This window comes from Microcoleus sp. S13C4, from assembly GCF_036700865.1.
Taxonomy (GTDB): domain Bacteria; phylum Cyanobacteriota; class Cyanobacteriia; order Cyanobacteriales; family Microcoleaceae; genus Microcoleus.
In genome coordinates, this window is the sequence record NZ_JAUBPS010000018.1 from 71,783 (window position 1) to 96,418 (window position 24,636).

General features: G+C 45.3%; 26 protein-coding genes. 11 read left to right on the top strand and 15 right to left on the bottom strand.

Features of this window, described 5'->3' with window-relative positions; genetic code table 11:
* Positions 1–10 precede the first annotated feature (10 nt).
* The gene (locus tag QT996_RS10345; protein ID WP_333046345.1) at positions 11–397 is read left to right on the top strand and encodes a hypothetical protein; all 387 of its coding nucleotides are present in this window, start codon (positions 11–13) and stop codon (positions 395–397) included.
* A gap of 69 nt (positions 398–466) precedes the next feature.
* Positions 467–2,101: a hypothetical protein gene (locus tag QT996_RS10350; RefSeq protein ID WP_333046346.1), complete on the top strand. Its 1,635-nt coding sequence runs from the start codon at positions 467–469 to the stop codon at positions 2,099–2,101.
* 134 nt (positions 2,102–2,235) lie between these two features.
* On the opposite strand, the gene QT996_RS10355 is transcribed toward QT996_RS10350, so the two are convergent.
* From QT996_RS10355 to QT996_RS10370, 4 genes are all read right to left on the bottom strand, one after another.
* The gene (locus tag QT996_RS10355; RefSeq protein ID WP_333046347.1) at positions 2,236–2,862 is read right to left on the bottom strand and encodes a type II toxin-antitoxin system antitoxin SocA domain-containing protein; all 627 of its coding nucleotides are present in this window, start codon (positions 2,860–2,862) and stop codon (positions 2,236–2,238) included.
* Between the two features lie 494 nt (positions 2,863–3,356).
* Positions 3,357–3,785, bottom strand: coding sequence for a heavy metal-responsive transcriptional regulator (locus tag QT996_RS10360; protein WP_333046350.1), 429 nt, complete (start codon positions 3,783–3,785; stop codon positions 3,357–3,359).
* 103 nt (positions 3,786–3,888) lie between these two features.
* Complete coding sequence (locus QT996_RS10365; protein WP_333046352.1) at positions 3,889–4,182, bottom strand: hypothetical protein; 294 nt, start codon at positions 4,180–4,182, stop codon at positions 3,889–3,891.
* A gap of 357 nt (positions 4,183–4,539) precedes the next feature.
* The gene (locus tag QT996_RS10370) at positions 4,540–4,710 is read right to left on the bottom strand and encodes a hypothetical protein (RefSeq protein ID WP_172186391.1); all 171 of its coding nucleotides are present in this window, start codon (positions 4,708–4,710) and stop codon (positions 4,540–4,542) included.
* 167 nt (positions 4,711–4,877) lie between these two features.
* On the opposite strand from QT996_RS10370, the gene QT996_RS10375 reads away from it, so the two are divergent.
* The 3 genes from QT996_RS10375 to speA all read left to right on the top strand — a co-directional run bounded on the left by QT996_RS10375 (position 4,878) and on the right by speA (position 9,124).
* A complete protein-coding gene (locus QT996_RS10375) occupies positions 4,878–5,468 on the top strand; it encodes a DUF3611 family protein (protein ID WP_333046353.1) in 591 nt (196 codons plus the stop codon).
* A gap of 172 nt (positions 5,469–5,640) precedes the next feature.
* Positions 5,641–6,789 (top strand): helix-turn-helix domain-containing protein, encoded by a 1,149-nt coding sequence (locus QT996_RS10380; protein WP_333046355.1) that lies wholly within the window; start codon positions 5,641–5,643, stop codon positions 6,787–6,789.
* A 325-nt stretch (positions 6,790–7,114) separates the two neighbouring features.
* Positions 7,115–9,124: a biosynthetic arginine decarboxylase gene (speA, locus tag QT996_RS10385; RefSeq protein ID WP_333046356.1), complete on the top strand. Its 2,010-nt coding sequence runs from the start codon at positions 7,115–7,117 to the stop codon at positions 9,122–9,124.
* Between the two features lie 129 nt (positions 9,125–9,253).
* Here speA and QT996_RS10390 read toward each other — a convergent pair whose 3' ends face one another.
* Positions 9,254–10,417 carry an NDP-sugar synthase gene (locus QT996_RS10390; RefSeq protein WP_333046358.1) on the bottom strand — a complete coding sequence of 388 codons (1,164 nt, stop codon included), beginning with the start codon at positions 10,415–10,417 and terminating at the stop codon, positions 9,254–9,256.
* Positions 10,418–10,544: 127 nt separating this feature from the next.
* Between QT996_RS10390 and QT996_RS10395 the strand changes: the two genes are divergently transcribed.
* Positions 10,545–10,757, top strand: a complete 213-nt coding sequence (locus QT996_RS10395; protein ID WP_333046360.1) for a hypothetical protein — start codon at positions 10,545–10,547, stop codon at positions 10,755–10,757.
* Here QT996_RS10395 and QT996_RS10400 read toward each other — a convergent pair.
* From QT996_RS10400 to QT996_RS10430, 7 genes are all read right to left on the bottom strand, one after another.
* Positions 10,730–11,545 (bottom strand): segregation/condensation protein A, encoded by an 816-nt coding sequence (locus tag QT996_RS10400; RefSeq protein ID WP_333046362.1) that lies wholly within the window; start codon positions 11,543–11,545, stop codon positions 10,730–10,732. The two genes, QT996_RS10395 and QT996_RS10400, sit on opposite strands and share 28 nt — an antisense overlap.
* A 73-nt stretch (positions 11,546–11,618) precedes the next feature.
* On the bottom strand, positions 11,619–12,008 hold the full coding sequence (locus QT996_RS10405; protein ID WP_333046363.1) for a LapA family protein: 390 nt from the start codon (positions 12,006–12,008) through the stop codon (positions 11,619–11,621).
* A 200-nt stretch (positions 12,009–12,208) separates the two neighbouring features.
* Positions 12,209–13,033, bottom strand: a complete 825-nt coding sequence (locus QT996_RS10410) for a DUF3153 domain-containing protein (protein WP_333046365.1) — start codon at positions 13,031–13,033, stop codon at positions 12,209–12,211.
* Between the two features lie 241 nt (positions 13,034–13,274).
* Entirely contained in the window at positions 13,275–14,579 is a 1,305-nt protein-coding gene (locus QT996_RS10415) for a TldD/PmbA family protein (protein ID WP_333046368.1), read from the bottom strand.
* Positions 14,580–14,650: 71 nt separating this feature from the next.
* Positions 14,651–15,322: a hypothetical protein gene (locus QT996_RS10420; protein ID WP_333046369.1), complete on the bottom strand. Its 672-nt coding sequence runs from the start codon at positions 15,320–15,322 to the stop codon at positions 14,651–14,653.
* 77 nt (positions 15,323–15,399) lie between these two features.
* Positions 15,400–15,921, bottom strand: a complete 522-nt coding sequence (locus tag QT996_RS10425) for a tetratricopeptide repeat protein (protein ID WP_333046370.1) — start codon at positions 15,919–15,921, stop codon at positions 15,400–15,402.
* A gap of 47 nt (positions 15,922–15,968) precedes the next feature.
* On the bottom strand, positions 15,969–16,328 hold the full coding sequence (locus QT996_RS10430; RefSeq protein WP_333046371.1) for a single-stranded DNA-binding protein: 360 nt from the start codon (positions 16,326–16,328) through the stop codon (positions 15,969–15,971).
* Positions 16,329–16,659: 331 nt separating this feature from the next.
* Between QT996_RS10430 and QT996_RS10435 the strand changes: the two genes are divergently transcribed.
* From QT996_RS10435 to mreD, 3 genes are all read left to right on the top strand, one after another.
* Positions 16,660–17,667 carry a rod shape-determining protein gene (locus tag QT996_RS10435; protein WP_006632285.1) on the top strand — a complete coding sequence of 336 codons (1,008 nt, stop codon included), beginning with the start codon at positions 16,660–16,662 and terminating at the stop codon, positions 17,665–17,667.
* Positions 17,668–17,754: 87 nt separating this feature from the next.
* Complete coding sequence (mreC, locus tag QT996_RS10440) at positions 17,755–18,561, top strand: rod shape-determining protein MreC (protein WP_333046373.1); 807 nt, start codon at positions 17,755–17,757, stop codon at positions 18,559–18,561.
* Positions 18,558–19,124: a rod shape-determining protein MreD gene (gene mreD, locus QT996_RS10445; protein WP_333046375.1), complete on the top strand. Its 567-nt coding sequence runs from the start codon at positions 18,558–18,560 to the stop codon at positions 19,122–19,124. The genes mreC and mreD overlap by 4 nt, the downstream gene beginning before the upstream one ends.
* A 56-nt stretch (positions 19,125–19,180) precedes the next feature.
* Here the strand turns inward: mreD and QT996_RS10450 are convergent, their stop codons facing one another.
* Positions 19,181–19,972 (bottom strand): HAD family hydrolase, encoded by a 792-nt coding sequence (locus tag QT996_RS10450; protein ID WP_333046378.1) that lies wholly within the window; start codon positions 19,970–19,972, stop codon positions 19,181–19,183.
* Between the two features lie 246 nt (positions 19,973–20,218).
* Between QT996_RS10450 and argB the strand changes: the two genes are divergently transcribed.
* Together argB and QT996_RS10460 are read left to right on the top strand one after the other, a co-directional pair.
* Positions 20,219–21,130: an acetylglutamate kinase gene (gene argB / locus QT996_RS10455; RefSeq protein WP_333046380.1), complete on the top strand. Its 912-nt coding sequence runs from the start codon at positions 20,219–20,221 to the stop codon at positions 21,128–21,130.
* Positions 21,131–21,292: 162 nt separating this feature from the next.
* On the top strand, positions 21,293–21,556 hold the full coding sequence (locus tag QT996_RS10460) for a DUF4926 domain-containing protein (RefSeq protein WP_333046381.1): 264 nt from the start codon (positions 21,293–21,295) through the stop codon (positions 21,554–21,556).
* 76 nt (positions 21,557–21,632) lie between these two features.
* Here QT996_RS10460 and QT996_RS10465 read toward each other — a convergent pair whose 3' ends face one another.
* Positions 21,633–23,963 carry a dynamin family protein gene (locus QT996_RS10465; protein WP_333046383.1) on the bottom strand — a complete coding sequence of 777 codons (2,331 nt, stop codon included), beginning with the start codon at positions 23,961–23,963 and terminating at the stop codon, positions 21,633–21,635.
* 190 nt (positions 23,964–24,153) lie between these two features.
* Entirely contained in the window at positions 24,154–24,369 is a 216-nt protein-coding gene (locus QT996_RS10470) for a hypothetical protein (RefSeq protein WP_333046384.1), read from the bottom strand.
* Positions 24,370–24,636: the final 267 nt, after the last annotated feature.

A 24,636-nucleotide genomic window follows, 5' to 3' on the forward strand; every position in this document is an offset into this window, starting at 1 on the left:
GAAATTAACAATGAGCAAAATGGCAGCGTTTGTTAGCGGTGCTGATGCCTTGCAGCAACTTATTGCACATTACTTCGAGTACAAGCAAATCGCTGAACAAGAGCGGACAAAGCGCCGTGAAATCCAAGCTTGGGAAAAGGAAAGCCTCGCCAAGATTAAAGCTCAACGTGACTTGTTAATGGAGTACCTCGATCGCTCCTTTGATGAACGATCGAAAAATTTTCAGCAACTTTTCGATGTTGTCGATCGAGCAATAGCATCGGGTAATAATGAGCAACTGGGATTAGCATTACATTCGATTACAGAACTTGCGAAGTCTAGCCCGTTTAAAGAATTGGCTAATTTATCTTCTGTGCAGGCTGCTCTCGCCGATCCAAACCACGAGTGGAAGTTTTAATTAGCTAGCTGTTAAACGATTTTTGATAAACTAGAGTGGGGATTCCCCCACTCTAAAGGAGAGTAAATCATGGCTGACATTGAAAACCTTCTAAAGCAACTGCCAGAAATTGCCGAGGAAATGAAACTTACTATTGGCAATCCTAGCGAAATCAGACGTGAAATTGGGAAGATTGATAATCTTCTAAAGCGACTAAATACTATTGGCAAGGAACTTGAACAAGTATTAAATAATGAGAGATTCAATAAAGGATTTTTGGGAGCGATACCTTTGTTAGGGGCAGTTGCAGGCTGGTTAATACCTGGTGGATTTTTAGTAGATGCACTTGTATCGGCAGGGAGTGGCTTACTTGCTGAAAAATTGGGCGATCCAGATAAGGAAACGTCTCTTGCTGACTTAATAGAAAATGTTGAAAACTTAATTGAGTGGGGCGATGGTCTAAAGAATATAGCAGAAAATATTTTAAATGATTCACAATTATTGATCAAACTAGAATGGGAAAGGAAATCTCTAAGTGTCCCAGAAGAAGTAAGGCAAATTGATGAAAATTTAAGAATTCATATAGACTTTGATGAAGAGCAAAGTTTAAGGCAACAGGTTCAGCAAATAAAGGTAGCTCAAGAACAGCTAAAACAGGTTCAGCCAAAACTGGATACTATCGTACAAAATCTTGAACGTAATGTCGAGCCAATTGAGCGCATAAAAGCTTTTATATCTTACTTTGGGGAATCAGTGTTTGCGATAGAATGGTTTGATGAAGAGCATGGGCTTATTATATCTTATGAGGGTCAAACTACAACATTAGGAATTATCTTGAATGAATGTGTATCTTTAAAAGAAAAAGCTAATACTTTAAATGACCGGGCTAATAGCTTAAGAGGACAGGGCGAACAATCTCTTAAACACCTAGAAAAAGAACGCCGTCACAAGGAACAAAAAAAACCTAGTCGTAAGCAAAGCGAAAGATCCACACAGACAGGAGAATCTCTAAATCCTATTGACCGTACCATGTCTTCAGAGCAAAGACGCGGGGGTAGAAGTGGCTGGATACTGATACTATCCACACTGGCTCTAGGAGTTTTGGGTTTTATCGGCTGGAAAACTACCTTTCAAATTTCACCGAGTCAGCAGACAATACCAAATTCGGGAATTCCTCTAAATGTTGGGGAGCAAAAACCAAATTATGAACCTTCACCCACCTTAACACCTATTCCTCAGCCAGACCCAACAGCAACAAATTTAGCAGTCGCTCAAAAACTAGCCATGGAAGCTGCCGTTATGACTCAAAATCCACCCCATCCACTAGAAAATTGGCAGCAAGTACAAGGGAAGTGGCAGGAATCAATCAAATTGTTAGAGGCAATTCCCGATAATTCGCCTGTTGCAACTCAAGCTCAAGAAAAGCTAAGTGTTTATCGAACTAACTATCAGGCGATTACTAATAGAATTGTCACTGAACAGAAAGCAGCCACTAATTTAGAATCCGCCCAAAAACTAGCATGGGAAGCTGCCATCATGGTGAATAATCCACCTCATCCTAAAGAAGTCTGGCAGAATGCTCAATCAAAATTGCAGCAGGCGCTCAACTTGTTAAATGCTATTCCTCAAGGTACATTTGTGGAAGCTCAAGCTAAAGAAAAGCTTGCTGATTATCAAAAAAACTACACGCTAATAAGCAATAGAATTAAAACAGAAACTCCTTAATTTTATCCATATTACCAATTAAGTTTTAAATTGCCAGAGATTAAGCCCAAATCCTAGCTGCTGATATCCTAGTTACTAGAAATCGCCATCGCCCTTACATCCCAATTTGTCAAAAAGCGCGATCGCCCTTGCTTCTATTGTTTAGAGAAGACACGACCCGAATGATATTTTTTCATCGATTCGTGAGAAATAATCCCATGACAAGATTCGTCTCTGGGTACATTCCCTCTCGCTTCTAGCCAAGGCATTTCACTGCAAATCATGCGTTCCAAAGTTTCATCATCATACTCAAAATATGCCTCCGCAACTTCTTCGAGAAATTGGCCAACTTTTTGGGGTACTTTTGGTTGTTCGATTTTCTCTGTAATTGGTGCCCAGCTAAATTGGCGTTGATACTTTTCTAATAAATCAGGAATCACCGGCCCGTGAATCCCTGCTTGAAAATCTGAATCAAATAGTGGCGTGCCGTAAACTCCTAAATACCAAGCTTGAGCGTAATACATGAGTTTTTGTAGCTTGTAGACATTGATTTCTACATTAGTTTGCGCGGCTAACCAAATGAAAGCATTTGCAATATCTCGATCGCTGATTTTTTCCGAATTAGTTGCAACCGCAACAACTTTCAGTTGACCTTCGCCTATCTGTTCCAATAGTTCAGAAACTGACAAATTAAATTCTCCGGCAATTTGCTCAACTCTTTGCCAGACTGGAGAACTCACAGTTATTTGATATTCAGTTGTTATTGAGGTAGCTTGGGTCATGGCAGTTTTTAAAGCTGACTTAAATAATTTTAGCAAACAGTGCGGAATAATGACCTAATAGCGATCGCCCTTACATCCCAAATTGTCAAAAAGCGCGATCGCCCTTACATCCCAAATTGTCAAAAAGCGCGTAGATGTAACCAGCCGCAGGCAATGGGCGCACAATCGCTATGTCAGTAGCAAATCCCCATCAGTCAAAAGTTGATACTAGAAAACATCAGTCTAAAAAATACTTGACAGTGAAAATCTGGCGGTGTATTATAGAAGTAGTGCAAACACTTAAAAACATGAGACTAAAAAGTTGGGAGTCTCCTCGCAGCGAGGGTAGAAACTCCAAAGGTAAAGGCGGCTCAGCCAGGGCTAGACAACTCAAAAAGCAACAGCAAACTCTGCGAAAACAGTTAAAAGCTCAACACGATCGACAAAATCACCAACAAAACCATCAAGGGAAGGAAACCTATAATTCCTTCCCTTTTTTTGTATCTTTCCGCTGCTCAATCCCGCTGAATGTTCGGACAAATCGTGTTAGTAATGCTCGCCTGGGAGGGTTGCTCTTGCCAGCAGTTGAGAATGCCTTGCAACTCCCCCTTCAAAGTTTCTAAGGCTGCAATTTGCACGGAAATTTCCTCTACCTTAGCCGTTAGATGCTGCTTCGCTTCAGAGCAAGGCAACTCTCCCCGATCGCGAACTTGTAAAATATCCTTAATCTCCTGAAGGCTCAAACCCAGAGTCTGAGATCGTTTAATAAACGCCAACCTGTTAAATACCGTTTCGCCAAACAAGCGATAACCAGCGGGCGATCGCTTTACCGCAGGAGACAGCAAGCCCATCTCCTCATAGTAACGAACAGTTTTCACCGACAAACCGCTACAGGCAGCTACAGAGCCAATTTTGTACAGTTTCTCGGCAACAGAAATATTCATAAACCAAGCATCCAAGATCGAAAGACTTTCTTGCCCTATCTTTGAGTGCCTCAGATCCAGGGAGTCGATCGGCACATCGCCTAGTCACCATTGCCCGGTAATCTTAATAAGGAGGATTTTTTTTAGACACATTAAGCACGGGCAACTGAGGTCTAGAAGACTGAGGAGGAAGATAGTATTCCGGAGCAGGCGCGGGTTGTTCGGCTCCAGAGCGGTAAAATTGCCACCAGCGGAGAGCCATCGCCACCCCAGCGGTACCCAGCCCAAAAGCCAATAAAGAGCCACTCGCACCCATGCTGCCGATGGCTGCATCGACAACGCCCACTGTCACAACAAAGCTGGTAATTGGTTCTCTACGGTAAGCTGACCTCAAAAGTCGCGTCCACGAAGCATTCATTTGGTTTTACTCTGTTCTATATTTATTTACAAGCTCTAAAACTTAGAGTTGGCGGAACGATCGGGATTTCTAGCTCAAAGACTAGCTTCACCTAAATTAATCTTCTCGCCTGTGGGGAATTGTACGGGAGCGAGGCAAAATTGCCAAGCTTGTCTAAATCAAAATTCCACCCCATATACACCTCCAAAAGCCAGCTATTGCATTCGGGAACAGATCTCTCTCGACAGAGAAGTCGCTGGGCTTGTTTGTAATTAATATTTTAATCAATTCCCCAATTTGTCGCGGTCAGCAGAAGTCACGCCCGCTGCCGTTCGAGTCAAGACAAAGTGTAAGGCTGACCGCGCCAAACAGCTAAAATTAGTTGAGACCTAACCAGGACAGCAAGCCCTGCCCTGTGACATACTCGATAATTAAAGTTAGAGAAAAACCGATCATCGCGGCTCGACCGTTAAGGCGTTCCGCGTAGCTGTTGAAGCCAAACTTTGGCTGTTCCAGTTTCGGAGTGACGGTGGGTTGTAGTTGTGTCATTGCTTTGGGTACCTGGCGATCGACGCTATTCAAATGTGAAATCCAATGTTAGTTACAAATCTTAAACATTGCTACTTCTATTATAAAGAGGGTTAAGCGCCGTCAACCGTCCCCGAAGAGAAAAAACTGCTGCCAACTAATGCCAATTAATTATATCCGCTCAAAATATGACTAATCAGTTAGATAACGATAAGCTTCCTGTCGCCGTACAGCGAGTAGCCTTTGCCCTTCGTACAACAGGCTGGGTTTGCTTCTGGGTACAGTTAGTGCTAGGGGTGGTAGCGGCGATCATTTTGCTCTTTGCCATCCCCTTCGCCATCCCCAGCACTAACGCCGCAGCGAATTCAAACAGTGCCGGCACCGGCGGGGGCGTATTTTTTGCCATTTGCGGGCTAGCCGTACTCGCTTACAGCGTATATCGCTCTTTCCGCTTCACCCGCTTGTCGAGACAACTGCGATCGCCCGCTAACGCTGTCCGCCCCAAAAAAGCAGACACCATCAAAGAGGTGCGGCTGTCACTTTGGAGCAACTTGTCAGGAATGCTGCTGACGCTGATCGGCGCAGAAGCCATCAGCGGCACGCTTTTAGCCAAATCTCTAGCTCAGCCGCAAGCCTTGTTCGGTGCCGCAGTCGATGTGGGCAGATTTATTCAGCCCCTAGATATATTTGTGGTACTCGCCAATACTCACGCCACTGTTGCCCATTTTGTCGGGATTTTCGGGGCTCTTTTTTTGCTCGATCGCATCCACAAGCAATAGAAAACTGGCATCGGGAATTGGGAATCGATAAGTGGGAATTGGGAATCGGAAATCACGAATCAGGAATTGCGACCCTCCCACTCTCCCTCACTCCCCCAACCTACATCCGGAATCACTGCCAACCTGTCGAAGAACGTACTCAGATACCTTCTACCAAGACAACATGAATATCATGGCACTGAAACCCGAGGCTTATTATGGGGTGACAGATCACCCAACTATTGAAATTTCTCAAGAAAGTTTTCGTTCTGTCCTAGGTCAAATAGAAGCTGAACTCCTCTGTAGCGACACCTATAGCCACGCTCTAGCTAGCTTGCAAACAATGTTGGGCGAAGCAGCTTCCGCTGCCGAAATTTTAATTAGAGCAGTTAGCAGAGAAGCCGTCAAGCTCGCATTTGACAGATTTCCCAAACAAAACAAAATTGAACAGCAAGTACCCCAAGAGAGTTTTACTGCTGTAAGTCCCGCCATTGAGACGGTGACAGAAATTAAAGAATTGGAGCCACCAGTAGCTCTTCCTGTCTTCTATTGGCGCAGCGCTAGTGTGGAAGCGCCGCCCCAAACCGAATCCGACACTGAAATTTCCGATCGAGAAAGTAACACTTCTGAAGACAGCAAACAAGGGCCCCAAGACGAAATTAAAGTCGAGTCGGCTGCACCTGCACCTGTCACCGTCCCCGGAAAATCCTTCCCAGGGTTCGGTTTTCCCAAAAAGCCGAAAAAACTCACCAAGGAAGAACAAGCAGCTTTAGCCGTTCAACAGCGAGAAGAGTGCCTGCGGGAGTTGGGTGGAGAATTGCGTAAGGGACGGCAAATTCGCTCCCTATCCCTGCAGCAACTCCACAGTCAAACTCTCGTGCCGCTGCACCACATCGAATCGATCGAAAATGGGGAAATCGACAAACTGCCCCAAGATATTTACGTTAGAGGTTTTATCCGCAGACTCGGCGACGCCTTGGGACTAGACGGCAGCGCTATGGCGAATGCTTTGCCCCAACCCGCTGCGAGTCCAATTCCCAGTATGTATGTGTCTGTTTCCGATTCCGAGTCAGCCGAAGGCTTTCAAATGCGTCCGGTGCATTTGTACCTCGGCTACACCGCTTTGATGGCTGGGGCTGTAGGGGGTTTGGGTTGGCTGTCGCAGCAACCCGTGGTGCCAGGAGCACAGGCAGTACCTCCAACGCAGGTGACACCGCCAGCCTCAGTTGCACCGGCTCAGAAGACCCCAGAAAAAGCACCTCAACCGGGCTTGAAGAAGTCTAATAACGGGGGATTGGTTATGGGGGCTGACATGGCGCCGCCGGAGGTGATTTTTGGTTAGTGTGTGTCGGGCGATCGATCGTCCGACAACTCTCTTGGTGCGGGTGAACTCGGAAACCGGGTTTCCGAGTTTACCTACATACGGATACTTGCTTGAAGAAATGAGTCCTGGAGAGCAATCACGGTTGAGATTTTAGTTCAATCCCCGATTTTCATCCATCTGTGGAGTCAATTCTAAAATCTTTAATCTAAAAATCTAAAATCTAAAATCTAAAATCTAAAATCGCCGGGCCGTGTACCCAAAGTGATTTTTCAACTGCATCAGGAAACCCGATATGTGCGATAAACTATCTATTTGACCAGTCCTAAAAGAGGTTTCCGATAAGATGAGTTCCCCAGCCACCGCTGCTTTCTCCGATCTCGATCCGCTATCGACTCACTCGCCAACAGTCACGAGTTTGGCGGCACCAGACAGTGCTTTGGTAACGGCGGCTCAACTGCCACAAAAATCTTGGACAATAGAAGATAGTGAGAAACTCTACCGCATTCAAGGTTGGGGCGAACCGTATTTTTCGATCAATGCAGCCGGTCACGTTACAGTTTCTCCCAAGGGCGATCGCGGCGGTTCCCTCGACTTGTGCGAACTGGTAGAATCCCTGAAACAGCGAAATTTGGCTTTGCCCCTGCTCATTCGATTTTCTGATATCTTGGAAGACCGGATCGAGCGCTTAAATTCGTGTTTTGCCCGAGCGATCGCTCGCTACAATTACAAAAATGTCTATCGCGGTGTCTTTCCAGTTAAATGCAACCAGCACCGACAATTAATTCAAGATTTGGTGCGTTTTGGTGAACCCCATCACTTCGGACTGGAAGCCGGCTCTAAACCGGAATTAATGATAGCTTTGGCGACATTGAAAACTCCCGGCGCTTTGTTAATTTGTAATGGTTACAAAGACCGCGAATACATCGAAACTGCTATTTTGGCGCAGCGGCTAGGGCAAACTTCCGTAATTGTGCTGGAGCAAATAGAGGAAGTAGAACTCGCAATCGCCGCAAGCATTGCATTAGGCATTAAACCGATTTTGGGAGTCCGAGCAAAACTCACTACCAAAGGCGTGGGCCGCTGGGGAGGCTCCACGGGCGATCGGGCAAAATTTGGCTTGACAATTCCTGAAATTATCCGTGCAGTCGGCGAACTAGAAAAAGCTGGAATGCTCGATTGTTTGCAGTTATTGCACTTCCACATCGGCTCTCAAATTTCCTCAATTAGTGTCATCAAAGACGCCATTCGAGAAGCCAGCCACATTTATGTAGAATTAGCTAAATTGGGAGCTAATATGAACTACTTGGACGTAGGCGGCGGACTCGGCGTTGACTACGACGGGTCTAAAACAAACTTCCACGCTTCCAAAAACTACAATATGCAAAACTACGCTAACGACGTAGTAGCGGGAGTGAAAGATGCCTGCGACGAGCGGAAAATCCCGGTACCAATTATCATTAGCGAAAGCGGGCGGGCGATCGCTTCTCACCAATCAGTCTTAGTTTTTGACGTACTCGGTACTAGCGATGTCCCCAGAGAAGTACCCGAACCAGTAGACGAAAACGCCCACCAAATTCCGCGCAATCTCTACGAAATTTACCAATCTATCAGTCCCGAAAATTACCAAGAAGTTTATCACGATGCCATCCAATTCAAGGAAGAAGCAGTCAGTTTATTTAACTTAGGCTATTTGGGAATTGCGGAACGGGCGAAAACCGAACAGTTGTACTGGGCTTGCTGCGATAAAATACAGAAAATCGCGCGGCAAAAAGAATATGTATCGGAGGATTTGGAAGATTTAGAAAAGGTGATGGCGTCCATTTATTACATCAACTTATCTGTTTTCCAGTCAGTCCCAGACAGTTGGGCAATTAACCAATTGTTCCCAATTATGCCCATTAACCGACTCGACGAAGAACCAACTCAACGCGGTATTTTAGCCGATCTAACCTGCGACAGCGACGGCAAAATCGACCAATTTATTGATTTACGAGATGTGAAGTCGGTTTTGGAACTGCATACTCTTAAACCTGGAGAACCTTACTATTTGGCGCTATTTTTGGGAGGTGCTTATCAAGAAATTATGGGCAACCTTCACAACTTATTCGGCGATGCTAATGCAGTTCACATTCAGCTAACACCTTCTGGCTATCATATCGAACACGTTGTGAAAGGAGACACTATGAAAGAAGTCCTCAGCTACGTACAGTACGATTCAGAAAATTTGGTTGAAAGCATCCGCCGTCAGACAGAAGCAGCTTTGCAGCAAAATAAAATTACTCTTTCCGAGGCCCAACTTTTGCTACAAAATTACGAGCGGAGTCTCAGCCAATATACTTATCTTCAGTCTTAAAATGTAGCGTGCCACCTAAGCACTTTACCAGAATTAAAAGCTGAGATCATAAATGTAAAAGTAGGGTGCGCCTAGCGCACCTTACCTTGAGTAATTAGCAATTGCCAATTAGCAATTAGCAATTAGCAATTATGCACCATGACCGAGAATTTCCGATATCGCCCGCCGCTCTTCTCCGTGTTGAGTCGGTAAAACTTGGCGAGCGTCAGTAATGAGCCAATCGAGAGCAGCCGCTTGCAAATCGATCGCAGCCCCAGTTTTATCAACGCAGTAGCGCCCGAACACCAGTTTGTCAACCAACCGCACCTCCGGGCCCAAACGAGAATACTCAAAAATCACGCTGTTTTCCACAGTGGCGCCACTGCAAAGCCAACAATTTGGGCCGATCATTGTCGGGCCGATAATTTTTGCTCCATCCTCAATGATCGTCATCCCGCCAATGTAAACAGGCCCAGTAATATCAACCTTATCCCAGTTAACAGCTACATTCAAACCCGCGTAAATGCCGGGGCGTACTTCAATTCCCGGAATAGAAACATTTTTAACTTGGCCCAGCAGCACGCTCTGAATTGCCCGCCAATAGTCAGGAACTTTGCCGATATCCACCCACTCAAAGTCCATGCTAATCCCGTAAAAAGGGGCACCTGCTGCTACTAGCGCGGGGAATAACTGCGAACCGATATCGTACTCCTCGCCCGAAGGGATGTAATTGAATATTTCTGGTTCAAAAATATAAATACCAGTGTTGATGTCGGTACTCAGAGCTTCTTCTACAGAAGGTTTTTCTTGGAAAGCTTTAATTTTGCCAGACTCGTCCGTAACTACGACACCGTAACTGGGAACTTCCTCGGGGGGAACCGATTTCATCACAATAGTAGCGATCGCCCCCTTTTCCCGGTGCCACTTCACAGCAGCAGTCAAGTCCAAGTCAATCAAAGCGTCGCCGCACAGCACCACAAAAGTATCATCAAAAAACGGCGAGAAGTCCTGAATCCGCTTCATGCCACCAGCCGAACCCAGAGCTTCTCCAATAAGTTCTCCCTCCTCAATTCGCCCTTCAAAAGAATAGGCAATTTGTACCCCAAATTTTTGACCGTCACGGAAGTAGTTTTCAATCACATCTGCCAAGTGGGAAACATTGACCATAATCTGGTCAAATCCGTGCTGTCGGAGCAATTCAACCAAAAACTCCATCACTGGCTTTTGCAGGATGGGAATCATCGGTTTGGGTATTGTCTGAGTAATGGGACGGACGCGAGTGCCTTTACCGGCCGCCAGAATCATCGCTTTCATTCTTAACTTCCTCAACCCTCTGTTAATTGATATAAACTCAACAATTAGATGCTAGCGGTTGCGATCGAATCGATCGAGCCCGGCAAAATCCTGACCTGTTTATAGGCGACATCGTACCAGGCCATCAATGACTCTTCCCTATTTGCTTAATTTAAGAAACCAGGAATCGGGAATCAGCAAAAACTTCGCACTCCCGCTGTCCGCATTCGAGACTCAGCAGCAGAATGGCGGCGAGCGAGGTTCTGTCTGGAATTTTAACCGACGCAGCGGCACAGTTATTAGTTTCGCCGGAGAACCTAATACCGTGCAAGCTCAAAGCGCCCGGATTTTGAGGTCTTGATAAAACTCCTCTTGAAGCAACTCTACTTTAGACTGAGCCGATAGCAGCAACAACGCCCAAAAAATACCCACACGGTCATGATTTGGCAAGTGAACTTCCCCAGTCGATACCGGGTGTTCTGGGTTTACAGGAGAGTGCAAATCGTTATGGTGCCAGAGCTCTAGCAATTTGTCCAAGTCGAGCCAACCTTCGTCAATTTCCGAGCCGCGTTCTGCCAGAAACCGATCGAGTTCGCTAGCAGTTTCTACGAGATTTTCTTGGTGAGCTAGCTCAAAGATAGCCTGGGCCGCTTGCGATCGCATTTTTGAGGTAGGGCGGCGTCGGGGCGTAACTGTCTGCTCCATTGCTGCTTTCATGAGCTGTAACTGCTCAATCAGTTCTGGGAGAGTTACGGGGCGTTTTTGCGGTAGTTGAGCTACACCGCGACGGCGCAATTGTCGCTCCAAATGCTGCGGCAAGTGTCGCCCGCCTGAGTGCTCTGCGTCTTCTAGCGTCGCCTCGTCGGCCGAGTCGGGATTAGGGGGGGGTTCGGAGAGGACGATACTTTCTGCTTTGAGCAACACCAGCATGGAAGCGTACAAAAACGCTTGGCCGGAGTGGGACAAATCGGAGAAATCCTTACTCTGATCCGCATCGGAGGCGTTCGTAAGCTTGCTCAGACATCGATCGAACACTTCAATTACCTTAACGTCCCAAGGATCAATTTCTCCCCGTTCGGCTAGGTCAATTAAAATTGCGATCCCCTCGGAAATCGTTTCTAAACCATCTTGGTCTCGGGAAACGGCCATTCGATTTTAGATTTTAGATTTTAGATTTTAGATTTTAGATTTTCTCTCTCCGAAAACGAGAGAGCATATCAAGTTAAGTGGCGGTGATTTCAGCAGTTGTGTCCTCAATGGCTGCTATTTCTAAACTTATCGGTTCTGCACTTTCTAACAAAGGTTGTTTGGCTTCTACTTCGGCTTTATAGCGTTCAAGATTTTGTTCTAATTCCTGAATCCGCTGCTCTTTTTCGCGAACTTGGCGAAGTTGTTGGCGCGAGGCGAGGGTTCGCTGCATTCTCGACCACAGACTGAACAGCCACGCTAGTGTCGCCCCTAATCCAGTCGCTACAATTAGTTCTACGCACAGCGGAGCTTTAACTTGGACGCCTTGGATAACTTGAATCGCGACTGGCTCTGTATTTTCGATACTGAAAAATACTAGAGCCAAGCAAATCAGAAAGATAAAGAAGAAATTTAGCGCTCGCATTTTCTCTGTTCCTAATTCTAAATTCAGGTTAAGCAAACTGTTTCGCATTTGTCAACAGTTTTTGGGCAGATTCTCCCAGCTTTTTTGATAAGATCAAATCTGCTCAATTAACCATAATATCCGAGGATTGGCGGGTTTATTGCAGCTCTGAGATTTGATTGAAGAGATTGGTTAACCCGCCCCTGCAGGACATATCCTTTTTAGGTTTGACCGAGGTTTTGCGGTTTCTTACCGATTCCCAGTGCTGGCAATATTTGATATTTCAAAGCAATGCCCGCCGCCACAAATAAAGCAATAATCAGGGCCCCAATTCCTACGGGACTGGGAATCCAGAATATCGCCTCCAAATAGTTAACTTCTCCGGGTTTGAGCTTCCAAACTAACTGTTTTCCTTGCTGATAGGTTTCGGGAACCAGCGCACCGGCAACAGTTTCAACACTTTCGGCGCCCCAAGGTGTGTTCAAGCTAAAGTCTAGCTCCAAAAGTCCCCCCGGGCTCAGCAGCAGACTTCCATTAGAAGAAAGCAGTGAAAGAGAGCGCAAATCCAATTCCAAACTCAACCGATTTCGCAGCACCAATAACAAATTATTCTGCTTGACATTCAGGTGAGATTCAAACTTCGGCAAATCTGTTTCTAGCGGACTTGCGATCCGAGATTTTGTGGTTGGTGCGACGGGATTGTAAAATTGGTTAAACTTGTCTTGCAACTCGGCTCCATTATTGAAAGGAATCCTCACTAGAACTTCTGTCGGGGAAAGCCGTTTAGTTTTTCCGTCCAGCAACCTCACCCGGCGTTCTACGCTTTTTAACCAATCTCCAACAGTTTCGCTGCTGAAGCTCGTCAACCTTTCCCCCAGTTTAATGTGCTGCACGATTTCGCCGCGAGTTTGACTCTCAAAGTTCACCCCGACATCGTACTGAACGCATCCCGTCACTAGATTTAAAAGGCAAAAAACCAAAGGTAAAAGAAAGAAAAAGTGCTTTTTCTTCTTCCCAGTTCCATCCTTGACATTTGGCTCTTTCATTATAAATTTTTCCCTGTTTTTACCTATTTGCATGAATTAGCAAACCGTTGAATGGCCGACACTGTTTCTATGTTTGTTTTGCACGTCTGGACTTACGAACCGCTTACCAAAAACCCGGTTTCTGGGTGGCCGAAGGGCGATTTCATAGAGAATTTTTGGCAGAAACCGGGTTTTTTTGACGTGATTGCTCACATTTTGCGGGTAGCAGTGTCGGCCTTACCTGGAATTAACCGCACTGAACTTATTGCCTGGAAGCTACACCCAACTGTTGAAACAGCATACTCGGCAAATATGCCGCACCGCCTACCCATTCGGCTTCGCTACTCAAATCTGCCAAATTTTTAAAGGCTTCAAAAATGCTGCCTGCCACCATTGTATTCTTGACGCGGCCGACAATTTTGCCTTTTTCTACTTTATAGCCTAAGTCCAAATTGACTGAAAATTCGCCAGCTAACTGATTGGACTGACCGGCACCTAAAACCTGCTCTACTATTAGACCTTCGTCCATGCTAGCAATCAAGTCTTGAGTGGCGGTATTTCCTGGGGAAATGCAAAAGTTAGTCAAATCAGGGCCTGGGCGAGACAATCCGCCACGAAAACCGTTGCCGGTTGATTGTACACCGGCGCGAGCGGCCCACCTGCGATCCCAATAAAATCCGGTGACAGTACCTTTGTCTATCAAGATTTTGCGGGTGGTGGGTGTACCTTCGTCGTCAAAGGGACAAGCAGAAGGGCCTAAAGTGGGGTCTTCAAAAAAGGTAAAGCGTTCGTCAAATAAGGTTTCGCCGATTTTGTCGGCTAGGGGAGAGGCTTTTTGAACTACTGCTTGGCCTGAAAGGATGGTATCAAAGAGGCCGCCGAGGGTGCTAGCAGCGGCATTGGCGGTAAATAATACTGGGTAGGAACCGCTGGTGATGGTGGCTGAGTGTTCGGCGAGGCGGTATTTTTCGAGGAGTGATTGGAGGATGCTGTTGGTGTCTAGGGGACGATCGCGCGCGACATCGTAGCTATATGCTTGCATAAAGTCTTCTCCCTTTACCAAATTTCCCGCGATCGAGCCGCTGACTATTTGGCTGCTTCTTTCGGCATACAGGTTTTGCGTAGTGGCAATTTTCACGCGGCCGCTGCGGACGTGGAAGCCCACATCTACCATAATATCGGGATTGTAGGCGTGAACTTGCTCGATGAGGTTTTTGCCGTTTTCGACTAATTCTTGAGTTGTGGGCGGAGTGTAGGTGGTTTCCGAGCCTTTTAGGTGGAAGTTGGAGGCGAGTTCAAATTCTGCGGGGTCGCCGATTTCGGCTGTTTGAATCGCTGCATCTACTAAATCGTCTATCCGCGTTAAATCTGTGGAACTAGCAAAACCGATTTTGCCTTGGTAAATCAGGCGCAGTGCTACGCCTTGCAGTGCTTTAGTTTGCAGAGATTTGAGGCGATTGTTTTCAAATTCGATGGGGGTGTCTTGACTCGACAGGTAGTATACTTCAGCGGCATCCGCGCGCTGAGAGGCCAATTTCAAAATCTGGTCTACGGTTGAATCGCTCACAATAATAGCCTTTCTGGTTTGGTCTTTTTTTTATTTTAGCAATTATCGCTATTCAACATCTGACTCCTGCCTCATGCTGGATTATTAATCCGTGTATCCGTGTCTAAATCAGTGTCGTTCCTTCCTTCTTCCTTCTCCTCTAATTGTAATTCACACTGTTTAAAAACATAGTTAACGGCTGCAAACAGTCGCTCTAAGTCCTGAATTGTATAGAAAATTTTATTTTGCGTAAACATTGCTAATTTTAGCTTGCCAAACTGCCACATTGCCCCATTAGAAACAATCCCAAAGATAGTTTGTTCTGGTTCATTGTTAAGTCGCTGCACGGCGATCATTTCTGCCAAACACTGCCCCCATCCTTCATCAAAGGCGCTCTCTTTCTTGGCTTCAACTAATATGAAATAGGGCTTGTCAAAAACTACTGTGCCAAGGGGGGAGCGCTTAGCCAATATATAATCTGGAATTCCGCACAGATTCTCATTATACACTAAGGTTTGGTGACTCCAGAGGAGAAAATTACTTCGATAATTTTTCCAAACTTCTTTTAATACAGGATAAATGATATTTTCACAAATGGCGATTTCCGAGTTGTCAAATACTCCGTCATTGAAAATCAATTCTAATTCATTCCGAAAAACTTCGCTGACTGCAAATTCTGTTTCGACAATGAAATTATCCCGTAGGTAATTAATTTGGAATTCTTTGGCGACCGCGCTGATACTTTTATAATTGCTAAAAGGCATTGCTTAACTTCTCTCAGTAGGGGTAAGGTGCGCCGAGGCGCACCCTAGAGATAGAGTTTGTGCGAATGAAAAAATGATTAATAACTAAGAAATAAGCCGCCTAAAATTAGCCCGATCGCAATTAACGCCACCCAGATAAACCTATTATCTTTCGTATTAACCTGACTCAAATCTACAGGTTCCTCTACGGCTGGCTTGGGTTTAGCGTACTTGATATCAGCGTTCGGATTAGCTTGAAAACTGATTGATTGATTTTCATCTAAAGCTGCCAAATCAGGGATTTTCACCATCCATTCAGGAGGGATAGTGAGTTTGGGAGCTTCGAGAATGAACAGCAAGCGCTTTGCTTGCTGGCGGGTTTCTTGGCGGGGATGGCGGGTGAGCGAACGACAAAGCTCGATCGCCTTTTCTGTATTGCCCGAGGCTTCGTAGGCTGTCACTAGCCACATCTGCACCTCACCACCCAACCGGGAATTTCGATCAACTAAACCGGTAGCTGTTTCTAAACTCTGCACAGCTTGAGCATACCGGCCACTCTCAAAAGCTACTTGCCCAGCTTGGTACTCAGTTTGAACAATTTCTAACTTTTCTGAAGTCACAAGCACCCACCCAATTCACAAATATTAATTCCCCAATTCCCCAAAAACTAGAACTCGCTGTTGTTTTGCGGCATACCCGACTCGTTGTCGCGTTTGGAACCCAGCAAGTCTAAATGGTCTACTTTTATTACCGGCTTCGAGCGATTTGAACCCGTATTGCGGTCTTGCCAGCGATCGAACTTCAAAGAGCCTGTTACGCCAATTAGAGAGCCTTTGCGAACGTAGTCAGCAGCAATCTGCGCTGTTTTGCCCCAGATTTCCAGATTGAACCAGTCTGGTTGATCGCTGTTCTTATTTCTGCGGTTCACTGCCAGCGTCAAACTACACTTAACTGTACCCGACTCAAAATATTTCACGTCCGGGTCGCCGCCGACGCGGCCTACTAAAGTCACAACATTAAGACTCATAAACTTTTTGGGGAATGTGGTCGATCGGTGATGTAGTTAAACAGTCCACAGGCGCACTAGCCTCCAAACTGAACTTGGAACAGTGCTTGTGAGGGCTTCATCCTGATTTTACACCTAGTTACCAGAACATATTTATGGTGGATGATTGGCGAGTCTGCGCTCAACCTGAGCTCGACAATGTACATTTCTGACTAGACTCAGGATGAAAAACGTAATAGAATCCACCTCGGTTACACTTTTGTAACAACATTATTGCACACAATAGTATTTTAGTTTTTGGGGGGGGTACGAATCAGTGGGTCTTCTCAATCGATTTTCGTTATCTAGAGATATGGGTATCGACCTCGGTACTGCTAACACGCTCGTTTATGTATCGGGCAAAGGTATTGTTCTGCAGGAACCTTCTGTAGTGGCGATTGACCAAGACTTAAAAATACCTCTGGCTGTTGGAGAAGAAGCTAAGAAAATGCTCGGGCGCACGCCAGGGAACGTCATAGCACTTCGCCCGCTTCGCGACGGGGTAATTGCAGACTTCGATACGGCGGAATTGATGCTCAAGACTTTTATCCGCAGAGTTCACGAAGGCCGAAGCTTAGTTTCGCCGCGGATAATTATTGGCATACCCAGCGGTGTCACGGGAGTCGAGAGGCGTGCTGTGATTGAGGCGGCGACTCAGGCCGGTGCTAGAGAAGTACGGTTAATTGATGAACCAATAGCTGCGGCGATCGGGGCTGGACTGCCTGTTGCGGAGGCGACTGGCAATATGATTATAGATATCGGCGGAGGTACGACGGAAGTTGCGGTTTTGAGTTTGCAAGGTACGGTGATCAGTGAGTCTGTGCGGGTAGCCGGCGACGAACTCAATGAGGCGATCGTCCAATACATGAAAAAAGTTCACAATTTGGTCATCGGCGAACGCACTGCTGAAGAAATTAAGATTCAGGTTGGTTCTGCATATCCAACTCCAGAGGATGACGATGTAATGATGGAAGTGCGGGGCTTGCACTTACTGTCGGGTTTGCCGCGAACTGTTACTATCAAAGGCCCGGAAATTCGCGAAAGTATGTCGGAACCGCTTTCAGTAATTGTGGAAGCTGTCAAGCGTACTTTGGAACGCACCCCCCCGGAATTAGCAGCAGATATTATTGACAGGGGAATTATGCTGGCTGGTGGTGGCGCGCTGATGAAAGGTTTAGATACTCTGATCAGTCACGAAACAGGAATTGTCACTCACGTGGCAGCAGATCCTCTGTGCTGCGTGGTCTTGGGAACTGGTAGGGTATTGGAAAACAAACAGTTGGAACGGGTTTTCAGCGGGCAGTCGTCGCGTAATATGTAGTTAACAAATTTGGGATTGTGGATTTAGAAATACGGCTGCAATCTCAAATCTAAAATCCTGACATAACAATTTTAGATTAGTGAAATTATGCTAAAAAATACATTCCGAAAGTGGTGGGATCTGCGGCTGCAAATTGCTCTTCTAGGTTTAGCTGTAACTGCCGCTTGGGGAGTTCGACAAACACAAGGTGCGGCAGTATTTGAAGTTTACAATTGGGTGACTCGTCCGTTTCACGCCAACGGCTCGGGGCAAGAGGAAATCATCTCGGCGCGCACTCAAGAATTGCAAGCGCAGCTATTAGAAGTAGAAAATCAAAATCAGAAGCTAAAAGAGCTTTTAGGTTACGTTTCGCCTAAGAAACCTCAAGGAATTGTAGCTCCTATTGTTGGTCGCAGCGCCGACCACTGGTGGCAGCAAGTAACCTTGGGGCGTGGCAGTAACGATGGCATTAAAACAGATTTTACTGTGATGGGTCCCGGCGGTTTGGTAGGCCGGGTGGTCAGCGTTACTCCTAATACTAGCTTGGTGCTGTTAATCAGCGACGCTACGAGTCAATTGGGTGTGGGAGTTAGCCGCAGTCGCCACATGGGTTTTATGCGCGGGAAAGGCGGAAATCAGGCTGTGATGGAGTTTTTTGAGAATGTTCCCAATGTCAAGCCTGGGGATGTGGTTTCAACTTCTTCTTACAGTCAGTTGTTCCCTGCTGGTTTGCCTGTGGGAAAAGTGGTTTCGGTGGATATGAATAAAACTCCGGCTCCAGAAGCTGTGGTTGAGTTTTCTGCACCGATGAATGCTCTAGAGTGGGCGGTGGTTTACCCGCACTCTAAGCAAGCCGAACCGAAGGATTCGCAGAGTCAATCTTCAGCAGCATCTGAGGGAGCACAGCAACAATGAAAGCTTTATCTCGGATGTCTTCGCGATCGCGCCAATTTCTCAACTTCGCAGTTACATTTCTATCTGTGATGCTGTGCATACTGATATTGCCCACTCGGATGCCGGGAATGGAATTGCTGGGAATTGGACCTAACTGGCTGTTAATTTGGTTGGTTGCTTGGAGTATTAAGCGGAAACGTACAGTTTGGGGAGCCGCTAGCATGGGCTTGGTTTTGGGGTTTCTTCAAGATGCGATGACGGCTCCTGATCCCACCCACGCTGTCAGTCTAGTTGTTGTAGGAGTCCTAACAGTTGTTTTGCAGAAAACCTGGTCGATTCCAGCAGATATTGTTGAGAGAGATCCGATTCCGATCGCGTTAATTGTATTTGGGATGGCGGTGGTAGCGGAAACGGTGATGGGGCTGCAATTTTTTGCTATGGGCGATCGGGCTTTACTGGAAATTTGGAGCTATCACCAGCGAGTGGCTTTGTGTTCTGCTATTCTTAGCAGTCTTTGGGCTCCGGTGATTTATTTTCCCCTCAATCGCTTGTGGGAAATGACCAGGAATTTAGAAAAGTCTTAGTCAGTCAACAGTAATTAGTCAACTGTTAACAGTTAACTAATTACTGTAAAGTGTAGTCATTCTACTATTACTTGTTGACCGGAACCTAATAAGTGATGAACGGCAATAATCAAGTCGCTGAGAATGAAATTAGGCTGGTGCTTTTGCAGTTGATAGCGACTGCGAATTCCGCAGGTAACGGCAATTGTAGGTATTCCTAATGCTTTTCCTGCGAGGATGTCTGCTTCTGTATCTCCGATCATCCAAGCCGAACCCAGGGATGACTCGAATTCTTCTGCAACTTCAGCCAACAATTCAGTTTTTAAGGCTGTATAGTTGTGATAGGCGGCATCCGCCATCTGAGTTCCGCGAATGCTGGTAAATAGTCTGGCTAAACCGTAATTTTGTAACAGTTGAACGGCTTGATTTCTCGGTCGTAGGGTAACTAAAATCAGCCGCACGCCGCGGGAGTGTAGAAGTGCGATCGCCCATTGCACTCCCGGCTGGATGCGATCTAAGTGCAACAAGTCTGGCTGATTGACAATCCGACTCACGCATCCGAGAAAAACGTGAATTTCTTCTCCGCACAAGCCGGAACTTTTGGCTATTTCAGCATCGGGTACTCGGTTTTGTTTCATTTGCCAAAACTGCTGTTTGCTGAGGAGTTGGAGGTTGAGGTTGATTCCCCTAGCAAGATAAGCTGCTTGAGTATCGGCTAATCCCTTTTGATAGGTGGCATAGTAGCGATCGGACACATCGACTATGGGCCCGTCTAAATCGCAAAATACTGTCATCCGGCGGGAGGAGTCAGCCTCTAATGGTAGCTTGTACTGAAGGTTTTCGGAGTCTTGAGCGACTGTAGTTAACATAAAACGTTAAGTAAATCAAGGGAGTTATACATTTATTGACTTTAGCAAAAATCTTATAAGTTAGAATACATAATTTTAAATCATATTATTAAAAAAACCTATTCATTTTTTGAGGATTGGGCTCAATAAGGGCGATCGAGCCTGCGCGTGGATAAATTCAAGGCAAAAAGTGATTTTTGTGGCTGTTGATATGTGCTTTAGCCATTAAAGTTTAGAATTAAGTTTTTAGTCTTTTGTAATTTACCCATGCTCAAACAAAGCGATTTTGTTAGGAATTCGGATACTAATCGAGTAGAGGTGCTGTCCGAAGCACTGCCTTACATTCAACACTTTGCCGGTCGCACCATAGTGGTCAAATATGGCGGTGCGGCGATGAAAGATAGCAATCTCAAAGACAAGGTGGTTCGGGATATTGTGCTGCTAGCTTGCGTGGGGATGCGTCCGGTTGTGGTGCACGGCGGCGGCCCGGAAATTAATATTTGGCTTGAAAAATTGGGAATTGAGCCGCAATTTAAGGATGGTTTGAGAGTGACTGATGCGGCGACGATGGAAGTTGTAGAAATGGTTTTGGTGGGTAAAGTAAATAAGGAAATTGTTTCGTTAATCAACCAAGCTGGTGGCAAAGCAGTGGGATTGTGCGGCAAGGATGCCAATCTGATTCAAGCTCGTCCCGATGGCCGGGAAGGAATTGGGTTTGTGGGTGAAGTCAGCGGCGTGAACATCCAGATTTTGGAGTCTTTGGTGAACAGCGGTTATATTCCGGTGGTGTCGAGCGTGGCAGCCGATGAAAACGGTCAATCTTACAACATTAATGCTGACACGGTGGCTGGGGAAATTGCGGCTGGTTTGGGAGCAGAAAAGTTGATTTTGATGACTGATACTGCGGGAATTTTAGAGGATTATCACAAGCCAGAGAGTCTGATTGCTAAGTTGGATATTCAAGAAGCAAGAGAGTTGGTTGAGTCGGGAGTTGTGTCTGGGGGGATGATTCCGAAGGTTAATTGTTGTGTGCGGAGTTTGGCTCAGGGTGTGAAGGGTGCTCACATTATTGACGGTCGAATTCCTCATGCTTTGCTGCAAGAAATATTTACGGATGCGGGGATTGGGTCGATGATTGTGGCTTCTGAGTTTAGTGCCGCGAACTTAAGGCTTAAGTAAGGCGTAAATCCTAGCGTGGGGAGGGCGGGTGCGTGAAAGGGGTAAACTCGCTGCGATCGCGTATATCCTAACTAAACCTGCCCTAAAAACCTTGAGAAGGTACTTCTGGGAAATTACTTCAACTAATTCTAACCGTTGTTGCATTTCCGCTTTTATTAAACTATGATCAAACACTTTAGAGTTTTGGATTCTGTTGCGATTCTCAAGCCGATTTCCCATACGCGATTAGCGCTAGTGGAACCAGAATACGCATCTATTTCTAGTTTGCCAGTTGGACTTGTGGGAACTATTGTTGAAGTGTATGATACGGGAAAGGAATGTCAGTATTTAGTGGAGTTTGCTGATAGTCAAGGGAGTGAATATGCTATGGCTATGTTGAAAGCTGATGAAATTTTAGTTCTGCAATATGAACTTGCAGTTGCTTAGTAATGTGAGGAGAAGAGAAGTTAGATAAGGGCGATCGCACTTTAGGAAGAAAAGGGCGATCGTACTTTCTCTAACTTTACTTAACTGGCTTCCAACTATTGAGAGATTCCCGAATCGAACTTAATTGACTGAGGTACTCAATAAGCTTGGCTTTTTGATACTCAAGACGAGCCCGAATTTCCGGCGCTTCTGCTTCCTTCGTTTCCCGTTCCTTCAAGACGCGATCGAAGTCATTTTGAAACCTTTGAATGTAATCATTGATTTGCTTTTCGGCACTCCTGAAATCAGCAGAGATCTGTTTATTAATAACTCGCTCTAGAAGTTGTCGGTTTCTAGATATCTGCTCATCTATTTTCCCATTTACGGACTCTAATGTCTGTCGTAAATCAACATCAAAAAATTCCCGATTTTCCGTAACATCAACATCAGCATAATAGACTTCATCAGAGTTGCAGCAACGACTTTTTCTACCTGTTTCTTCCCTTCTATTTCCTACAACCACTGCTAATTGTACATCTTTAATCCGTGAATCAATTCCGGGAAAATCAAAGGTAGGAAACTGAATCGGGTTGATGTTCAGTTTCACTTCTAAAGCATCACCAAGATAATTAGATAATTCATCGGAGATTTGTTGGATATCTTCCTGAATTCTTCTTGCCAACTCTTCGCGAATCTTTGTCCCATCTCGAACTAATTCATCCTGAGTATCTATCCACCAATTCTGAATATGTGGCGCGCAATAATTATTAATTATTTTAACAATTTTTTCAGCTTCCGCCTTAGTTTTACACCGGATAATGTACGGGTCTAGTTTTTCACTTTTAACAGCCTGTTCATATCCAGAACTATTGAAAGTGTCAGGCACAGATTCACTCAGCTTATCCAACAAAGATACAGTTAAATTGAATGCTTGGCCTAAGCCCTTACCAAAACCCGGGAAAAATCCTAATAGTGCTTCTCCAATTTCTCCCACCATTTGTCCTAAGCCACTATTGTCAGATTTCGGCGCTGGTAATTTACGAGTCAGTTGAGTTTTTTTTGGCTCGGCAATCTTATCTATCTCACTAGCTATCTTATCTTTAGCTCCATCGGCAAATCCATTAATGCCTTGACTAAATCCTTGAATTAGTATTTGCTTTTGTACCTCCACGGCTGTTTTTACTAATTCAACTCGGCTCCTCGCATTTTCTGAGCGTTTCCTGTACTCTTCTACTTTTTGTTTGAGGGTTTCAATTCCCATTTCCCAACCTTTAATTTCTGTATTCAGAGTATCCTCAATGGCCTTAGCAGCTTTATCGATTTCTGCCACCACCTCACTCAATAAATTCCAGCCAGAATTTTGAGTAATCTTTTGAATGACTGTTTCTTGAATGTTCAGGATACCGCTATCTTGCAAAGCTCTTGGTGCAATCTCTTCAGGTAAAGGAATTACTCTCCTACCTTTTTCATCTCTCTCAGCATATTTGGCACTAAAGAAATCCTCAAAATCTTTTATCTCGTTGTCAGTTGCTTTTCCTTGCTGAATCAGTTTCGCTAGAAGTCCTTGTCGAGAACTAGCAGGGTAAATAACTGGATTGCAAAAGCCAAAGCCAACTAACTCTCGCTCTAAATCTTTAATGACATCAGCAATTTCTTTGTCTCTCTCTGTTTTTTGGTCAACTTTATTCAAAATAAAGTAAATTTTTCCCGTGTTCTCAGCTATAAAATCCTTACGATTTTCAACAACATCCTTAAACAAATCAGCAACTGCATTATCTTTGTAGGAAGCGTAGTTTAAAATAAACAGAATGGCATTGCAGGTTCGCAGTGCTTCTAGTGCTGTCTGCTTCAGTTCATTTATGTTGAAGTTTGCAGACTCCCACTCATTAGGGCCGGGAGTATCAACTAGGGTAAAGCCTGTGAGAGAAGATAATTGGCTAATTGCTTCAATCGGATGCTCTATCTCAAAGCGTGTAGTGTTATCAGGATTGCCTTGTTCTCGGATTTCACGGGTACGCTGCAGGAACTTTTTCTGAATTTCGCCAGCGTCACCCTCAACAAGAATGACTGGTTTTCTTTCTCCTTCTCGATACTCTAAAAGTTTAGGAGTTTCGCCTGGTTTAATGTGTCGGACATCTGTACGGCAGATAGTACAGGCGGCCGTTTCACTCGCCAGCACATCAGCACCGATGATAGAATTTAAGAAGGTGCTTTTGCCAGCTTTCATTGCTGCTATGACGGCTACTTGATATTTCTGATCTTGCAAAGCCTTTAAAGCTTTGTTAATTTCATCTTCAATGCTTTGTAGCCCTTGACTTTCATCTCCCTGAATGCGGAGGCCGTCACGGAATTCTTTGAGATATTGTAAGAGGAAAGTGCCTGTACTGTAAATGCTGGTGTATGCTGCTTGAAATTCTTGAGAAGACATAAGTTGACACTTTTTAGTTGAGGGACTGGCTAAGTTAGAGCTAGAAATTCGCGGTTCAAATTGATATAGATTGTGCGCTTACCAACCTATCCGCGAGGGGTTTAAACTCCTGGCGGACTCGTGCAACAAGCGCTAAATATCAACACCTAGTTATTAGCCAGGGACTGAAGTCCCTGGCGCGAGTCAGTGTTTAGTCATCAGAAAGAGCCTTGCTAATCCCGTAAAATGCCAAACCTGCTAATGCACCTACGGCTATACCAACGGGGCCAGCAGCAGCACCCATACCAGCACCTCCACCAATAGCACCAATTGCCGTAAAACCAGAAGCAGCTACCACAACAGCACCCGCAGCAGCACCTGCCGCAGCGGAACCTGCCGCTTTCGCTATTTCATCACTTTTAGCCATTGAAATACCTCAGTGTAAGGAACAAAAACTAACTGCTTGACTAATGAAAGTTAACTAAACAGGCAAAATTTGAAATATCACGATCGCACTTTCTCGCTTCTCTAAGTATTTGCACTTAGAAAATGAGGGGTAATTTCATAAGCTGTTGTACCTTTAAATAGGGTATAATAAAAAATGAGTTTAGTCAATATCTACAAAAATGCCAGCTAAAAACCATCTCAATCCCCAACAAATAGATAAACTACAAAAAGCCTTGAGAGAGGAAGA

Bases quoted from the DNA above. Each gene is read 5' to 3' on its own strand.
- mreC (WP_333046373.1), top strand. From the start codon at position 17,755: ATGCTAAAAAATACATTCCGAAAGTGGTGGGATCTGCGGCTGCAAATT.
- QT996_RS10350 (WP_333046346.1), top strand. From the start codon at position 467: ATGGCTGACATTGAAAACCTTCTAAAGCAACTGCCAGAAATTGCCGAG.
- QT996_RS10435 (WP_006632285.1), top strand. From the start codon at position 16,660: ATGGGTATCGACCTCGGTACTGCTAACACGCTCGTTTATGTATCGGGC.
- QT996_RS10355 (WP_333046347.1), bottom strand. From the start codon at position 2,862: ATGACCCAAGCTACCTCAATAACAACTGAATATCAAATAACTGTGAGT.
- QT996_RS10380 (WP_333046355.1), top strand. From the start codon at position 5,641: ATGGCACTGAAACCCGAGGCTTATTATGGGGTGACAGATCACCCAACT.
- QT996_RS10405 (WP_333046363.1), bottom strand. From the start codon at position 12,008: ATGCGAGCGCTAAATTTCTTCTTTATCTTTCTGATTTGCTTGGCTCTA.
- argB (WP_333046380.1), top strand. From the start codon at position 20,219: ATGCTCAAACAAAGCGATTTTGTTAGGAATTCGGATACTAATCGAGTA.
- QT996_RS10465 (WP_333046383.1), bottom strand. From the start codon at position 23,963: ATGTCTTCTCAAGAATTTCAAGCAGCATACACCAGCATTTACAGTACA.
- QT996_RS10420 (WP_333046369.1), bottom strand. From the start codon at position 15,322: ATGCCTTTTAGCAATTATAAAAGTATCAGCGCGGTCGCCAAAGAATTC.
- QT996_RS10365 (WP_333046352.1), bottom strand. From the start codon at position 4,182: ATGAATGCTTCGTGGACGCGACTTTTGAGGTCAGCTTACCGTAGAGAA.
- speA (WP_333046356.1), top strand. From the start codon at position 7,115: ATGAGTTCCCCAGCCACCGCTGCTTTCTCCGATCTCGATCCGCTATCG.
- mreD (WP_333046375.1), top strand. From the start codon at position 18,558: ATGAAAGCTTTATCTCGGATGTCTTCGCGATCGCGCCAATTTCTCAAC.
- QT996_RS10450 (WP_333046378.1), bottom strand. From the start codon at position 19,972: ATGTTAACTACAGTCGCTCAAGACTCCGAAAACCTTCAGTACAAGCTA.
- QT996_RS10360 (WP_333046350.1), bottom strand. From the start codon at position 3,785: ATGAATATTTCTGTTGCCGAGAAACTGTACAAAATTGGCTCTGTAGCT.
- QT996_RS10400 (WP_333046362.1), bottom strand. From the start codon at position 11,545: ATGGCCGTTTCCCGAGACCAAGATGGTTTAGAAACGATTTCCGAGGGG.
- QT996_RS10470 (WP_333046384.1), bottom strand. From the start codon at position 24,369: ATGGCTAAAAGTGATGAAATAGCGAAAGCGGCAGGTTCCGCTGCGGCA.
- QT996_RS10460 (WP_333046381.1), top strand. From the start codon at position 21,293: ATGATCAAACACTTTAGAGTTTTGGATTCTGTTGCGATTCTCAAGCCG.
- QT996_RS10430 (WP_333046371.1), bottom strand. From the start codon at position 16,328: ATGAGTCTTAATGTTGTGACTTTAGTAGGCCGCGTCGGCGGCGACCCG.
- QT996_RS10410 (WP_333046365.1), bottom strand. From the start codon at position 13,033: ATGAAAGAGCCAAATGTCAAGGATGGAACTGGGAAGAAGAAAAAGCAC.
- QT996_RS10395 (WP_333046360.1), top strand. From the start codon at position 10,545: ATGACTCTTCCCTATTTGCTTAATTTAAGAAACCAGGAATCGGGAATC.
- QT996_RS10390 (WP_333046358.1), bottom strand. From the start codon at position 10,417: ATGAAAGCGATGATTCTGGCGGCCGGTAAAGGCACTCGCGTCCGTCCC.
- QT996_RS10345 (WP_333046345.1), top strand. From the start codon at position 11: ATGAGCAAAATGGCAGCGTTTGTTAGCGGTGCTGATGCCTTGCAGCAA.
- QT996_RS10375 (WP_333046353.1), top strand. From the start codon at position 4,878: ATGACTAATCAGTTAGATAACGATAAGCTTCCTGTCGCCGTACAGCGA.
- QT996_RS10370 (WP_172186391.1), bottom strand. From the start codon at position 4,710: ATGACACAACTACAACCCACCGTCACTCCGAAACTGGAACAGCCAAAG.